This is a genomic window from Alloyangia pacifica (assembly GCF_020524285.1).
Lineage (GTDB): Bacteria > Pseudomonadota > Alphaproteobacteria > Rhodobacterales > Rhodobacteraceae > Salipiger > Salipiger pacificus_B.
The window spans coordinates 1-13,421 of sequence record NZ_JAIVKX010000031.1 but is presented as its reverse complement, the minus strand read 5'-3'; the positions used below and the strand labels follow the sequence as shown (position 1 = coordinate 13,421).

Here is a 13,421-nt window from a genome sequence, read left to right as displayed (position 1 = left end):
GTCCAAGAGCAAAAGTGAGTCAAGCCAGTTTTCCGCGCCTGTTCAGACCCTAAGCTTACCGTGCCGAGCCGAGCATTGGTCTATCCGTCAGTCGGTCCGACATAGACCCTCCAACGATGTTCATGGCTGCTGCGTTCTTGTCCGCAGCGAAGTGCTGCCATCCATCCGTTGCCGGCGGGGGACGGCTTCCACGGGCCGTGCGGCGCGGCCCGTGGCGGAGATCAGGGCGCGATCAGAGGAAGGCCTGCGCCACGATGGCCGAGCCCACGTAGGTGCCGGTCATCACCAGCACGGCCACCACGGCGATCTTCCAGCCCGAGGTCTTGGCGATCTCAATCTCGCGCTTGGCGATGGCGATGCCCGCATAGGCGAGGCAGGGCGTTGCCAGCGTCAGGAAGTTCACGTGGCTCACCTTGTCGAGGATCCAGGCGCTGCCCGGGGTCCAGGGCATGGTGGCGAGGATGCCCACCAGCGAGATCCAGGCCACGGAGGGAAGCTTGAACGGCACGAATTTTGTAAGCGCCATGCCCACCATGCACATCACCCACAGGATGATGAGCCCCACCAGCCCCTGCGGCACGGTGTTCTCGGTCGCCACAGTGTTGCCCACCAGCGCGATCACGCAGACCACCGCCAGCGCCGCGGCATGGGCACCGAGGCCGAGCTTTGGCTCTTCGGTCAGGTCGATGTCGTCGGTACGGATATCGCTCATAGCTCAGGCTCCGGCTTTGGTGGGCTCTTTGCGGCCCAGCAGGTCATAGAGTTTCTCGGTCAGCGGCAGCGCCACGAAGACGCAGAGGTAAAGACCGGTGGCATAGGTCAGCACGTTTGATGCCCCTGCCAGCGCGAGGATCTGCTCTTCCATGTCCGGCACCGCATGCACCAGCGCGCCCGAGCAGGCCGCCATCATGCTGCCCGAGCCGATGCCGCAGGCCATGGCCAGCGCTTCGATCGAGAAGGCCCCCGAGGTGGCGAGAATCGAGGCGAGAATGGCGAAGATGAAGGTGCCGAAAAGCGTGCCGATCACGTAGACGCCCATGACGCCCGCGCCCTCTTGGCTCTTCAGGCCATACTTGTCGGCGATGATCGCGATATTGGGCTCGCGCGCCACCGAGAAGGTCGCGCCGATCGCCTCGCGGCCCATTCGGAGCACGAGCACGGCGATCGGGAAGGCCAGCGCGATGGTGCCGAGGTTGCCCAGTTCCTGCAGGATGAGCGCGGGACCGGCGGCGATGATCTGCTCCATCGACGGGCCGATGATCGTCCCGAACTTGGCGATGAACGGCATGATCGCGATGACGATCAGCGGCGAGGCGGCGTGCACCTGCTTGTCGCGGATCAGCGCGCGCGCGCTCGAAATAACGTTGGGGTTGATCAGCAGCCCCATGACAAAGGCATAGAGCAGCGGCAATAGCAGGATCGAGCCGATGCCGATGGGCACGGCGATGACCCCGATAAGCTCGGCAATCACGGTGATGACCAACACGCTGCCATGCAGCCGCCAGTCGAGAAGGATGTCTTTTATTGGCATGAGGAACCTCTCTGTTGTCGCCCCCTTTGGGGGTGCATTGGCCGGGACCGGGCGCCTACCCGGTCCACGGCATAAGTTGAAGGGCAAACGCTCCGGATCAGCCCGGCGCGTAGCCAAAGCCCTGCGCGGGGTTTTCAGCGGTCTCGACCCAGACGGATTTGGTCTGGGTGTAGGCGGCCAGCGCCTCGCGGCCCGACGAGCGGCCATAGCCCGAGCGCCCGAAGCCGCCAAAGGGCGACATGACGTTGATCGTCTTGTAGCTGTTGACCCAGAAGGTGCCCGCCCGGACCTGCGCCGCCATGCGATGCGCCCGGCCCACGTCCTGCGTCCAGACAGCACCCGCGAGGCCATAGGGCGTGGCATTGGCCAGAGCGATGGCTTCTTCTTCTGTGTCGAAGGGCAGCACCGAAACCACGGGGCCAAAGACTTCCTCATTGGCGATGGTCATCTGCGGCGTCACCTGGTCGACCACGGTCGGGGCAAAGAAAAAGCCCCCGCTTGCCGCCAGCGCCGCGGGTTTGGCGCCGCCGCTGGTGATCTCGGCCCCCTGCGCGGCCGCCTCACGTACCATCTGGTCGATCTTCGACCATTGTCGCAGGTTGTTCACCGGGCCGATCTGAGTCGCCGGATCCATCGGCGCGCCGACGGGAATGTTGCCCGCCGCGACGCTCAGCTTCTCGACCATCTCGGCGTGCACCGAGCGGTGCACCAGCAGGCGCGAGCCGGCCACGCAGCTCTGCCCGCACGACGCGAAGATCGCCGCCTGCGCGCCCACCACGGCGCGGTCGAGGTCGGCATCGCCGAAGACGACGTTGGCCGACTTGCCACCGAGTTCGAGCACCGAGGGCACCAGACGCTTGGCCGCTGCGCCCGCGATCTTGGCTCCCGCCTCGGCGGAGCCGACAAAGACCACCAGCGCCGTCGCCGGGTTCTCGATCATCGCCTGGCCCGAGCCCGGACCATCGCCCGCAATGACGTTGACGAGGCCCTTGGGCGCACCCGCCTTCTCGCAGAGGATGCCGACCACGATGGACGACAGCGGCGTCAGCTCCGAGGGCTTGATCATCACGCCGTTGCCCGCGCAGATCGCCGGGGCGACCTGCCAGCAGCAGGTGAAGAGCGGCGCGTTCCAGGGGGTGATCTGGCTGACCACGCCGAGCGGCTCGTGGCGGGTGTAGTTGAGGTGCGTCGAGGGCACCGGGATCACGTCGCCGGTGATCTTGTCACACCAGCCGGCGTAATACTCGAACATCTCGGCCATGCGTGCCGGCTCGCCGGTGGTGTCGCGGATCGGGCGGCCCGAGGAGAGGGCTTCCAGCTCCGACAGCGCGGCGGCATTGGCGCGCAGCTGGCGGCCGATCTCGAACATGATGCGGCCGCGCTCGGAGGCGGTCTTGGCGAACCATTCCTTCTGCGCGCGGGTCGCGGCCTCGGCGGCCTGTGCGACGACCTCGGCACCCGCGTCCTTGTAGCGGGCAAACACCTCGCCCGTCGCGGGGTCGGTCAGTTCTAGCGCGTGTCCGGCGCCCGGCACCAATTCGCCGCCAACCCATGATTGCACCTCGGAGGAGCCCGTCAGCTCCTTCAGCAGCTCGGCCACGCGGGCCGCGGTATCGATGATGTCCTTGGCCATCACTTCTCTTCCTTCTGGCTCAGGCGGTCCACCGCGGGATCGCCCATATGCATGAAATCATCGCCGTCCTTCAGGCCCGAGTTCTCCTCGGCCCAGAGGTTCGCCACCAGATCGGCGACCGGCATAGCGACCCCGCTGCGCTCGGCCAGTTCGCGGGCGAGCCGCACGTCCTTGCGCATCAGTCCGGTGCTGAAGCCGCTGTCGAAGCTGCGCGGCAGCACCCAGTTGGGGAAATGAACTTCCGAGAGCGCGCTGCGCCCGGTGGCCGAGTTGATTACCCGCAGCGCATCTTCGGCGCCAACGCCCGCCGCCTCTGCGAGCCGCAGCGCCTCGAGCGTAGTGACCATGTGGCTTGCCACCAGCATGTTGTTGACCAGCTTGGCGACATTGCCCGCGCCGCTGGGGCCGACGTGGAGTATCTTCGCCGCCATCGCCTCGAGTGCCGCCATCGCCGCGCCGACCCATTTCTCGTCGCCGCCGAGCATCACCGAAAGCTGGCCCGATGCCGCGCCCGAGGGACCGCCGCTCACCGGCGCGTCGAGGAAGCCGTGTCCCTCTTCGGCAAGCGCTGCCGCGAGCTTGCGGCTGACCTCGGCCTCGGAGGTGGAGGTGTCGATGATGACCTTGCTCCCGGCTTCTGCGCCGAGCAGCCCCGCGCCCTGTGCCGCGGCGATGACGCCTTCGACATGCGCCGCCGTGGGCAGCGAAAGCACGATGACTTCTGCTGTCGCGAAGACCTCTTCGGGGCTCGCCTTGGGCGCGATGCCCGCCTCGCGGGCGCGGGCCTGCGCCGCTGGGGAAGGATCGTAGCCCGCGACCTCGAACCCGGCGCGGGCAAGGCTCGATGCCATGCCGAAGCCCATGGCCCCAAGTCCGATCACCCCGGCCCGTTTGCCTGTCTCTGTCGCCATGTGATCTCCTGTCGTTGTGCGTCGCCGGCCACGTTCGGCTGACGTTTTACATAGCTAACCGGAGGAATGGCGTTCACAGATAGGGATTACATTGCGCACATCGCGTTGCTCTGAGAGCAACACTAAGGATCACGGGCGGAAGGCCACCATGCGGTCGGACAGGAAGCTCGCCACCAGTTCCACCGATTTCGGCAGGCGACGGCGGGCGCGCACCATGAGGTGCGTGCTGACCCGGTGTAGCGCCGGCTCGTCCAGTTCGATCACCGCCAGATCGCCGCGATCCGCCTGAATGGACGCGGAAAATCGCGGCAGGAAGGTTACGCCCATCCCCGCGCTGACGTAGCGGATCAGCAGCGCGATAGAGGCGGTCTCCACGTGCACCCGCAGCGCCAGCCCGCGGTCGGCGGCGACCTGCCCGACGAGGTGTCGGATGGCGTGGCGGGCGTCGAGCATGGCGACGGGGTGCTCGAGCACCTCGGCCAGGCCGACACGCCGCCGACCCGCCAATGATGTATTCGCAGGCACAACCGCGCAGAGCGGCTGACGCCCCATGGCCAGCGAGCGGGTCGCCTCGGTCACCAACGGGTTATAGGCGATTCCGATATCGGCCTCTCCCTCGATCACGCGGCGCTGCAACTCGTCGGTGCCGGCATGGTCGATGGCAAAGCGCAGGTCGGGCTGCAGCCGGCTCAGCTCCGACAGCCCATTCTCCATCAGGTCGGCTGTGAACCCCTCCCCGAGCGCGATGCGCACGGTCTGCGTGCGTCCCGCGCGGTAGCGGCCGATCTGGTCAAGAAGGAAGGTCTGCTCGTCCTGCAGATGCAGCGCGTGCTCGCGCAGGAGTTCCCCGGCCTCGGTCACCCTCACGCCCTTTGAGCTGCGCTCGAAGAGCGTCACCCCGAGCCGGGCCTCGGCCTCGGCGATCTTGCGCGAGATCGCCGAGGGCACGACGTTCAACCGATCCGCCGCACGGCGGATCGATCCTTCCTGCGCGACCGCGAGAAACTCGCGCAGGAAACGGCTGTCGAGCGCGTCCATCAGCCCTGCGTTGTTCGACGGGCGAGGCGCACCCAGAACTCCGCCCCGGCGGGCAGTACCGCGTCGTTGAAGTCAAACTTCGCCGAATGCAGGCCGGGGTTCTCGCCTTCGCGTGCCGCCCCGAGCCAGAGATAGGCGCCGGGCACCTCGTTCAGCATGAAGGCGAAATCCTCCGAGGCCATACTCGGACCGACCACCGACGTATCAAGCCCCATGTCCGCCGCGACCTCACGGGCGAGCGCGGCCTCGGGCGCGGTGTTGATCGTCGCGGGGTAGCGGCGCTGGTAGTCGATGTTGGTGGTGCAACCCTGCGCAGCGGCCTCGGCGGCGGCGACGCGCCGCACGCGCTCCTCGATGATGTCACCGGCCTCGGCCCCGAACCAGCGACAAGTGCCGCTCAATACCGCGCGGTCGGGGCAGACGTTGTAGGCCGAGCCGCTATGGATCTGGGTGACCGAGACGACGCCGGGTTCGAGCGGCGAGAGTGCGCGGGCCGGAATCTCTTGCAGCGCCGCAGCGGTGCGGCCGGCAGCGGCGATGACCCCGTCGGACTGCTCGGGCATGGCACCATGGCCGCCCTTGCCGAGAATCTCGATGTCGAAGACCGAGAAGGCCGCCATCATCTTGTCGTCGCGTGCCACGAAACGCCCCGGCGCGAGGCCGGGCCAGTTGTGGATGCCGAAGACTTTGTCGACGGGAAACTGCGTGAAAAGCCCTTGTTCGACCATGACACGCGCGCCGCCTTCGCTTTCCTCGGCGGGCTGGAAGATCAGCGTGACGGTGCCCTGCTCGACCCCTTCCGCCGCAATCTGCCGCGCGGCAAGTAGGAGCATTGCGGTGTGCCCGTCATGGCCGCAGGCGTGCATCTTGCCGGGTATGGCCGAGGCATAGGCCGCGCCCGTCGCCTCGACGATGGGCAGCGCGTCGATGTCGGCGCGCAGACCGATCACCGGTGCGCCTTGCCCCATCTGCGCTACGACGGCGGTGCCCGCCAGCCCGCGATGCACGCGCCAGCCCCAGCCGGTGAGCAGCCCCGCGATCATCTCCGAGGTCCGGTGTTCTTCGAAGCCCAGTTCGGGGTGGCGGTGCAGGTCGTGACGCCAGGCAATGGCTTCGGCGATATGGTCTTGGTTGAACATGAGGTCTCCTTGGGGACGCGCTCGCGCGACCCGTCTTGAGTCAGGGCGCCGACGGCGCCTCCTGGAAGGTCAGCAGGATGCCGCCCAGCCGTGTGTGCTCGGTCAGGACAAGTGCGCTACCGATCTCGTGACTGGCGAAACCGCCCGCGTCCACGAAGGGGCGGACCCGCTCCAAGGCGTGGCAGGCGACGTCGAGCGAGATCACCGAGGGCGCACCGTCCGCAGCGAGGCCTTCGGGCAGCGGGCCAAAGAAGGCCCGGGCGGCGTCGCGGCTGAGCACCCGCCAGTGCCCCTTGCCGGTGGCGACGCTGAAGCCCCAGCCGGTCTCGGCCACCGCCCCGGGGCCATGCAGCGTGGCGAGCCAGTCCTTCACCGCGGGCTGGTCCTGAGGCGTGGCGAGAATCGTCGCAGACACAAAGCCATGCGCGCCGTTTGGATGGTCCATCCACTCAGGGAATTCGATGAGGTCGCGCCGATGCTGCTGGCAGGCGAACATCGACAGCCGCGGCAGGCCTGCGCGGGTGAAGATCTTCAGCGTGGTTGCGGTGCGGTCCGGCGCTCCGTCAGCGCGGGTCACGTCGCGTCCGAACTCGATGGTGCCCTCGCAGTGACCGCCGCGCGCGACGACGGCCGCTTTGTCCGCCGCCGCATCGCCAGAGTTGAGCGCCGTGAGAGACACGCCTTCACGCGCGGCCAGCCAGTGTTGCACGTGTCGGCCGAAGCGGAAGTCGCCCGCCGGGTACCCGTCGAGCAGGCTCTTATCGCCGATCCCCACGAGTTCCAGAAGTTGATTGCGGAAGATCACCAGCGCGGTCGAGGTGCCCCAGGGGTGCATCCCCGGCGGCTTCATCAGGAACCCGAGCGAAAGGTAGGTCTCGCGCGCCTCGGCCAGATTGCGCACGCAGACCAACGGATGGTCGATCCCAAGCGACGTCATTCCGCCCGGCCTTTCAACTCCGCCAACGTTACAAACCCAGCGAAACGCCCGGCGCCGCGATCAGTGCCGCGGGGCCCGGTCACGACATGGCCGGGAGGAACATCCCTGGTCACGATTGCTCCGGCAGCCACCGTCGCCCCTGCACCCACCTCGACCGGCCCGAGGATCATCGCGCCCGCCCCGACCACCGCGCCGCGGCGCAGCTTGGGATGCCGTCCCTCCCCCATGTCGACGAAGTTCGACCCCAGCGTGACCCCATGCCAGAGGCTCACATCCTCTTCGATCACCGCCGTCTGGCCGATCACCAGCCCGAGCCCGTGATCGAACCAGACGCCGCGGCCGATGGTTGCCTGCGGCCAGATCTCGACCGAGAGCGCCCGGGTGAACTGGGCCTTGACCGCCAGCGCAAGCTCTTCGCGCCCGGCCGACCAGAGCGCCCGGCTCACCCGGTAGGACAGAAGCGCGTGATAGCCGTTTGCGAAAAGCAGCACGCGCGGTGCCCCGCCGGGCTGATCATCGCGCGCGCTGGTGACCAGCAGATCGTCGAGAGCCGTGTCCAACACCTCGGCATCGTGGCGAAAGAGCTCCACCGTCAGCCCGCGCAGCCACGCCCGCGCCCTGCTCTCGGGCAGACAGGCGGTCAGCGCGGCGGCCATCAGTTCGGGCAGATCGCTCAGCTCGCCAGCCTCCACCCCGAGCAACACCGCCAGCCCCGGCTCGTCGGCGAGCAGGTCACGGGTGTCGGGCAGAAGCGTCTGCTGCAGGGAATGTCCGCTCATGGGGCCTCGCGGGTGATCGAAGGGTTCTACGAAGCTGCCCCGAGTACAGCGCTGCGCACAAGAGCGAAAATATCCCCATCGTGTTGCTCTGAGGAGAACGCCACGGCGCTGCCACAAGGCGCTGCGGGGCGAGGTATCGTTTGAGTTCCAATCGCCGCGCGTATGTATGGCCTGCATCCAGTCGTGCAGGTCCTTGACCAGTGGGCGGACCAGCCGGTGCCCGGCCTCGAGCTGGCTGGCGACGTCCAGGCCATTGATCTGGCGCTCGATGTCAAAGATGGCATCGACCCTGGACGGGCAGGACAGCGCAGTAACCGGACCTTGCCTAGCTCGGCTCACACGCCGAAAGCTGCCGTTCAGCCGGAGTGCTGCGATCGGCTCCCTCCGAGCCCAAATACGTCATCAGTACCGAGAGTGTCGAACGTCAGCCCCTCAGGGTGATCCTGTTGCGCCACGTACAACCAATGCTGGCTCAGGAGCGGTCACCGACGTAGCTGACGCGCCACTTTCAATGCTGTCCACAAGCAGGCGCGTCGCCAGCTTGGCCACTTCATCAAGATGAAGATTGAGCGCCGTAAGAGGCGGCGTTTCGCTGCGGGCGCGGAGCCCATCATATCGCGTCGCCACTTTCACGGATTGAGGTACGGCCAGTCCGTGCGATCGGAGTGCCGCCATCACACCCGTGGCCATTGCGTCAATTGGAACGAGCACACCGTCGGGGGCCCCCCGGCTCGCGATATGCGCCTCAAGCGCAGCCTGGGCACCGGCTTCCCCGGCGGCTTCAGGGATGACGATGACTTCCGGTTCCATGCCGAGGGTGCTACACCGCTCTGTGTAGACCTCCCGGAATATGATGTTCGAGGCCCGGGCGCTCTGGCCGGTGACCAGCATGAAGCGACGCGCCCCGCTTTCGACAAGGTGATCGCAAAGTAGTGACGCCATCTTGCGATAGTTGAGCGTCACGGCGAGGCTCGGCATGTCCTCTGCCGGGCCGATCACGACGGTTGGTACACCTCGCGCGGCCAGCAATTCAAGATAAGGGTCGTCGGCAGAAGGTTCGACGAGGATCGCGCCGTCGAAGCCAATGGTGCCAAGTGCCGTCGCCGGCTCCGTAATCGGCGGGATCAGCAGAAGCGCGACGTTGTTCTCCATTGCCGATACCGCCGCCGAGGCCGCGATCTCCATCAGGAAGCCAAGCCGGGACTGGCCTGCCGCCACCGCAACCGGCATGGAGGAGAAGATCGCGATCGTGCCCGCCCGACCCGTCCGCATGCCCCGTGCCGCGAGATTGGGAACGTAGCCGAGCGCATCGATGGCCGCCGTGATCCTTGCCTGAGTGTCAGAGTCAACACGCCGCTTCCCGCTGAGCGCGTTGGAAACCGTCCCCGCCGATACACCGGCGAGTTGGGCGACATCCTTCACGGTTGCCCGCTTTTTCGGGGTCACGGGGGCCTCTGTCATACGAAATTCGCCTCTTTTGTGCGCATCCGGGCCTGAAGTCCGCCCAGTCCCGCGCCGCTTCGATATTTTCTGCCTTCTGATGTAATTAAACCGTTTTAATTGAGCGCTGCGCAAGGCGAAAAGCCATTAAAACGTTTTACTAAGAACCGGAGGATAGAATGTTGGACAAACTGAATGGCGCTTTCGACCCCGAACACAGCAGCGCCGTGACGCTGGAGCGGCGTAGGCTGGGCCTGACCGCGCTGGACCGCTCCAAGACGGCCGGAGGATATACGCTCTATGCCCGCCAGACCGGCGGCGGCGTGGTCGATATGGTCGATATAGAAGGCCGTATCGCGCATCAGTGGACCATGCCGGTCCGCCCTGGCCGCGACGCGGTAATCCTGCCAAACGGCAACCTCGGCTACAACGGCAGCCATGCGACCTCTGCCGCACTCTATCCCGCCTGGGATCTCTGGCACGGCGGCGACTTCTACGAGGCCACGCCCGACGGAGAGATCGTCTGGCGGCACGAGGACATCTATCACCATCACGACGCGCAATGGCTGCCGAACGGAGACCTGCTCTACACCGTAGCGGCCGAGCTGCCCGCCCATCTCGCCAAGCGCATCTGCGGCGGCGATCCCCGAAAGGACGGCGCGGACGGGATCTTTCAGTCCGACATTGTCCGGCAGGTGAACCGGAAGGGCGAGGTCGTCTGGGAGTGGTGCATCTGGGACCACATCGACCCCGCAGACCTGCCCGTACACCCGATCTTCGACCGCCGTCATTGGCCGATGATCAACGGCGTGTCCGAGACGAAGGACGGGCTGATCCTGATGAGCCTGCGGACGACGTCGGGCGTGATCGCGGTCGAGAAGGCCACGGGGCGCATCGTCTGGCATGCCGGGACCGATGTTGTCGCCCAGCAGCACACGCCGATCATGATGGACGACGGCACGGTGCTGGTCTTCGACAATGGCAACCTGCGGGTCGGATCGTCGAACCCCTATTCCCGCGCCCTTCAGTTCGATCCGAAGACGATGGAGACGGTCTGGGCCTATGCAGACCCGAACGCGCCCAGCTTTTTCTCTCCGTTCATGGGCAGCGCGCAGCGGCTGGCCAACGGCAACACACTGATCTGCGAAAGCGCTTTCGGGCGGCTTTTCGAGGTGACGCAGGCCGGAGAGATAGCGTGGGAGTTCGTTATCCCGGACTTTGCCGAGTACCCGGCGCCGCTGAACCAGTTCATCAAGGGCTCGCACAACGGTTGCTTCCGCGCACATCGTTACGCGGCGGAGCAGGTGTCATGGCTGTGACAGAGCACCCCGGCACCCAAAACTCCGCAACGCCGCGCTTCGCCCAACTGCTGACGAAGGGCCTGCGCTCCGGCGCGACCCTTGGCCTGCCGCTGATCTCCTTCGCCTTCATCCTTGGCATCTGGACGCTTGTCGGCCTGTCGGGCGTGGTGAAGGAGGCGATCTTCCCGGCCCCCTGGTCCGTCTGGTCCGCCACGGTCGAAATGTGGCAGAACGGCACGCTGCAGACCGACCTCGCGAAATCGCTTGGCCGGGCGGCGGTCGGCTTTTCGATCGGCGGGACGCTTGGTGTGACACTCGGCCTGATGACCGGGCGGGTGGCGCTGGTCCGCACCCTGCTGAACCCGTTCCTCAACCTGCTGCGGCCCATCCCCGCCATCGCGTTGGTCCCCGTGGCCATCGTCTGGTTCGGGATCGGCGAGGGATCGAAGTATTTCGTGGTCTCCTACACCGTCTTCCTGACGGTCTGGTTCAACACGCATCACGGCATGCAATACGTGCCCGAAACCTACCTTCGCGCCTCCCGCACTCTCGGCGCGTCCAGGCTGCGGGAGTTCCTGACGGTCGTCCTGCCCGCCGCCGCCCCGCACATCTTTGCGGGCATCCGGCTTGGCGTGGCGCTGGCCTTCCTCAGCCTCGTCGCCGCCGAACTTTCCGGCGCGTCCTCGGGTATCGGGTTCCGGCTTCAGGAGGCGCGGCAGTACGTCCGAACGGACCGCATGTTCTCACTCTTGATCCTGCTGGGCATCCTCGGGGCTCTCGCGGACCTGATCGTGCACTGGATCGGAAAGAAACTCGTTCACTGGGAGCAGGGATGATGACCGACGCAACTCAACCCAAAGGTCGCGTGGAGATCGACGACGTCGTGATCCGCTTTACCGGCAAGCAGGGGCGCGTGACCGCGCTGGAGAGGACGTCCCATGCCCTCGAACCCGGCACCTTCACCGCTCTGATTGGCCCCTCGGGCTGCGGGAAGTCCACGCTGATGAACGCCATTGCGGGCTTTGTCACCCCGGCGGAAGGCGCCATCCGGCTGGACGGCCGGGCGATCACCGGGCCCTCGCCCGAGGTTGGCGTGATCTTCCAGCAATACGCGCTATTCCCCTGGTTCACGGCGCTGAACAATGTCCGCTACGGGCTGAAGCAGTTCGGCCTCTCGAAGCGGGAGGAGATCGACCGCGCCCGCGCCGCGCTGGCCGAAGTGGGGCTTGAGGCACATGCCGACAAGTATCCGCAGCAACTTTCCGGCGGGATGAAGCAGCGCGTCGCCATCGCACGGACCTTCGCCGTGGAACCCAAGGTGCTCTTGATGGACGAACCCTTCGGTGCGCTTGACGCCCAGACCCGGTTGGTGATGCACGACCTGCTGCTGGGCATCTGGCGCAAGCACAAGGCGACGGTGCTGTTCGTCACCCATGACGTCGATGAGGCGCTGCTTCTGGCGGACCACGTCCAGGTGATGAGCCATGCGCCTGGCCGGCTCATCCGCCATTACCACCTGACGCAGGAGAGGCCCCGCGCCCTCAGCCGGTCGGGCAACGAACTTCTGGAGATCCGGGACGAGATCCTCGGCCTCCTCCATCCCAAGACCATGCTTGCTGACGCCCTCTGAAGGAGATCTGAGATGAACCTTTACACCTTTGCCTTTGCTGCCGCTCTGCTGGTGCCCTTCGCCGCCAGCGCAGAAGAGATGACCTTTGCCTGGACACCCAATCCGCAGACGCCGCAGGTCGATGTCGCGATCCAGAAGGGCTACTTCAATGACGCGGGCCTCGACATCACCTTCGTCGCCTTCAACACCGGGCGCGAGGGGTTCGAGGCCCTGGTCGGCGGTCAGGTCGACGTGACCTTCATGGCCGAGTTTCCCGCCGCAGTCGGGGCGCTGACCGGGGCGGAGTTCGCGGTGGTCGGCGACCTGGCACGCTACACCGGGTCGCGCGTCATCGTGAACACGGCGGGCGGTGCCGTGGCCAGCCCAGAGGATCTTGCGGGCAAGCGGATCGGCACCACCATCGGCACCAACGTGAACTTCTACCTCGACGAGGTGCTGAAACAGGCCGGCGTCAAGGCCGAGGTCGTGGGCGCTGCCCCGCCGGATCTGGTGCCCGCCCTGGCTCGTGGAGATCTGGACGCCATCGTGCCCTTCCCGACCTTCTACGGCGCGGCGAAATCGACGCTTGGCGACACCTATGCGGAGCTGCGTGTGCCAGGGTACGAGGTGCACTACATCCTCGCTGCCTCGCCCAAAATGACCGGCGAACGCGCCGCCGCGCTAGATGCCTTCATGGGTGCATTGGCCAGGGCCGATGCGGATGTGAAGGCCGATCCGCAGGCCGCGATGGAAGCGGTCAGCGCCTCCATGCAGGGCGCCATGACGCCCGAGGCTCTGGGCGCGATGTGGAAGGACGTCGACGTGGGCCTCAAGCTCGACACTGGACTGGCCGACCTGCTGGTGGCAGAGGCGGCGTGGGTCCTTTCCAAGGGCGTGGTCAAGGGCGAGGCCGTCAACTCCGATGCGATACTTGGTCATTTCGCGCCGGATGCGCTGAAGAAGGCGGCGCCGGACGCTGTCGATCTGCCCTGAGCGACAGGTCTCTGCCCGATTGGGGGCAGAGGCCACCTACCTGACCGCTGCAAGGCAAAAACCGAGAACGCTGTATCTTTATTCGCAGAGCCAAAGTTATTACCCAAAGG

At 66.3% G+C, this 13,421-nt stretch carries 13 protein-coding genes; 4 read left to right on the top strand and 9 right to left on the bottom strand.

The window, feature by feature from the left end; all coding sequences use genetic code 11:
- Window positions 1–232: 232 nt before the first annotated feature.
- The 9 genes from LC039_RS26510 to LC039_RS26470 form a co-directional block, all read right to left on the bottom strand.
- Entirely contained in the window at window positions 233–712 is a 480-nt protein-coding gene (locus LC039_RS26510) for a hypothetical protein (protein ID WP_226629869.1), read from the bottom strand.
- A 3-nt stretch (window positions 713–715) separates the two neighbouring features.
- Window positions 716–1,531, bottom strand: a complete 816-nt coding sequence (locus tag LC039_RS26505) for a DUF3100 domain-containing protein (RefSeq protein WP_226629867.1) — start codon at window positions 1,529–1,531, stop codon at window positions 716–718.
- 97 nt (window positions 1,532–1,628) lie between these two features.
- Window positions 1,629–3,164 (bottom strand): aldehyde dehydrogenase family protein, encoded by a 1,536-nt coding sequence (locus tag LC039_RS26500; protein ID WP_226629865.1) that lies wholly within the window; start codon window positions 3,162–3,164, stop codon window positions 1,629–1,631.
- Entirely contained in the window at window positions 3,164–4,075 is a 912-nt protein-coding gene (locus tag LC039_RS26495) for an NAD(P)-dependent oxidoreductase (protein ID WP_226629864.1), read from the bottom strand. The genes LC039_RS26500 and LC039_RS26495 overlap by 1 nt, the downstream gene beginning before the upstream one ends.
- A gap of 129 nt (window positions 4,076–4,204) precedes the next feature.
- Window positions 4,205–5,113 (bottom strand): LysR family transcriptional regulator, encoded by a 909-nt coding sequence (locus tag LC039_RS26490; RefSeq protein ID WP_226629862.1) that lies wholly within the window; start codon window positions 5,111–5,113, stop codon window positions 4,205–4,207.
- Complete coding sequence (locus LC039_RS26485; protein WP_226629860.1) at window positions 5,113–6,252, bottom strand: amidohydrolase; 1,140 nt, start codon at window positions 6,250–6,252, stop codon at window positions 5,113–5,115. The genes LC039_RS26490 and LC039_RS26485 overlap by 1 nt, the downstream gene beginning before the upstream one ends.
- Before the next feature lie 40 nt (window positions 6,253–6,292).
- A complete protein-coding gene (locus LC039_RS26480) occupies window positions 6,293–7,189 on the bottom strand; it encodes a VOC family protein (RefSeq protein ID WP_226629858.1) in 897 nt (298 codons plus the stop codon).
- Window positions 7,186–7,968, bottom strand: a complete 783-nt coding sequence (locus LC039_RS26475) for a serine O-acetyltransferase (protein WP_226629856.1) — start codon at window positions 7,966–7,968, stop codon at window positions 7,186–7,188. The genes LC039_RS26480 and LC039_RS26475 overlap by 4 nt, the downstream gene beginning before the upstream one ends.
- A 432-nt stretch (window positions 7,969–8,400) precedes the next feature.
- On the bottom strand, window positions 8,401–9,414 hold the full coding sequence (locus LC039_RS26470; protein ID WP_226629854.1) for a substrate-binding domain-containing protein: 1,014 nt from the start codon (window positions 9,412–9,414) through the stop codon (window positions 8,401–8,403).
- Between the two features lie 173 nt (window positions 9,415–9,587).
- Between LC039_RS26470 and LC039_RS26465 the strand changes: the two genes are divergently transcribed.
- The 4 genes from LC039_RS26465 to LC039_RS26450 are packed head-to-tail and all read left to right on the top strand — an operon-like array spanning window position 9,588 to window position 13,311.
- On the top strand, window positions 9,588–10,727 hold the full coding sequence (locus tag LC039_RS26465; RefSeq protein ID WP_226629852.1) for an aryl-sulfate sulfotransferase: 1,140 nt from the start codon (window positions 9,588–9,590) through the stop codon (window positions 10,725–10,727).
- Window positions 10,718–11,545 carry an ABC transporter permease gene (locus LC039_RS26460; protein WP_226629850.1) on the top strand — a complete coding sequence of 276 codons (828 nt, stop codon included), beginning with the start codon at window positions 10,718–10,720 and terminating at the stop codon, window positions 11,543–11,545. Before LC039_RS26465 ends, LC039_RS26460 begins: the two co-directional genes overlap by 10 nt.
- Window positions 11,545–12,339: an ABC transporter ATP-binding protein gene (locus LC039_RS26455; RefSeq protein WP_226629848.1), complete on the top strand. Its 795-nt coding sequence runs from the start codon at window positions 11,545–11,547 to the stop codon at window positions 12,337–12,339. The genes LC039_RS26460 and LC039_RS26455 overlap by 1 nt, the downstream gene beginning before the upstream one ends.
- Before the next feature lie 12 nt (window positions 12,340–12,351).
- Entirely contained in the window at window positions 12,352–13,311 is a 960-nt protein-coding gene (locus LC039_RS26450; RefSeq protein ID WP_226629847.1) for an ABC transporter substrate-binding protein, read from the top strand.
- The last annotated feature ends 110 nt before the right edge of the window (window positions 13,312–13,421 follow it).

What these genes read in the sequence shown, in the direction of transcription:
- LC039_RS26510 (WP_226629869.1), bottom strand. Translation starts at nt 712, where the DNA reads ATGAGCGATATCCGTACCGACGACATCGACCTGACCGAAGAGCCAAAG.
- LC039_RS26505 (WP_226629867.1), bottom strand. Translation starts at nt 1,531, where the DNA reads ATGCCAATAAAAGACATCCTTCTCGACTGGCGGCTGCATGGCAGCGTG.
- LC039_RS26500 (WP_226629865.1), bottom strand. Translation starts at nt 3,164, where the DNA reads ATGGCCAAGGACATCATCGATACCGCGGCCCGCGTGGCCGAGCTGCTG.
- LC039_RS26495 (WP_226629864.1), bottom strand. Translation starts at nt 4,075, where the DNA reads ATGGCGACAGAGACAGGCAAACGGGCCGGGGTGATCGGACTTGGGGCC.
- LC039_RS26490 (WP_226629862.1), bottom strand. Translation starts at nt 5,113, where the DNA reads ATGGACGCGCTCGACAGCCGTTTCCTGCGCGAGTTTCTCGCGGTCGCG.
- LC039_RS26485 (WP_226629860.1), bottom strand. Translation starts at nt 6,252, where the DNA reads ATGTTCAACCAAGACCATATCGCCGAAGCCATTGCCTGGCGTCACGAC.
- LC039_RS26480 (WP_226629858.1), bottom strand. Translation starts at nt 7,189, where the DNA reads ATGACGTCGCTTGGGATCGACCATCCGTTGGTCTGCGTGCGCAATCTG.
- LC039_RS26475 (WP_226629856.1), bottom strand. Translation starts at nt 7,968, where the DNA reads ATGAGCGGACATTCCCTGCAGCAGACGCTTCTGCCCGACACCCGTGAC.
- LC039_RS26465 (WP_226629852.1), top strand. Translation starts at nt 9,588, where the DNA reads ATGTTGGACAAACTGAATGGCGCTTTCGACCCCGAACACAGCAGCGCC.
- LC039_RS26460 (WP_226629850.1), top strand. Translation starts at nt 10,718, where the DNA reads ATGGCTGTGACAGAGCACCCCGGCACCCAAAACTCCGCAACGCCGCGC.
- LC039_RS26455 (WP_226629848.1), top strand. Translation starts at nt 11,545, where the DNA reads ATGACCGACGCAACTCAACCCAAAGGTCGCGTGGAGATCGACGACGTC.
- LC039_RS26450 (WP_226629847.1), top strand. Translation starts at nt 12,352, where the DNA reads ATGAACCTTTACACCTTTGCCTTTGCTGCCGCTCTGCTGGTGCCCTTC.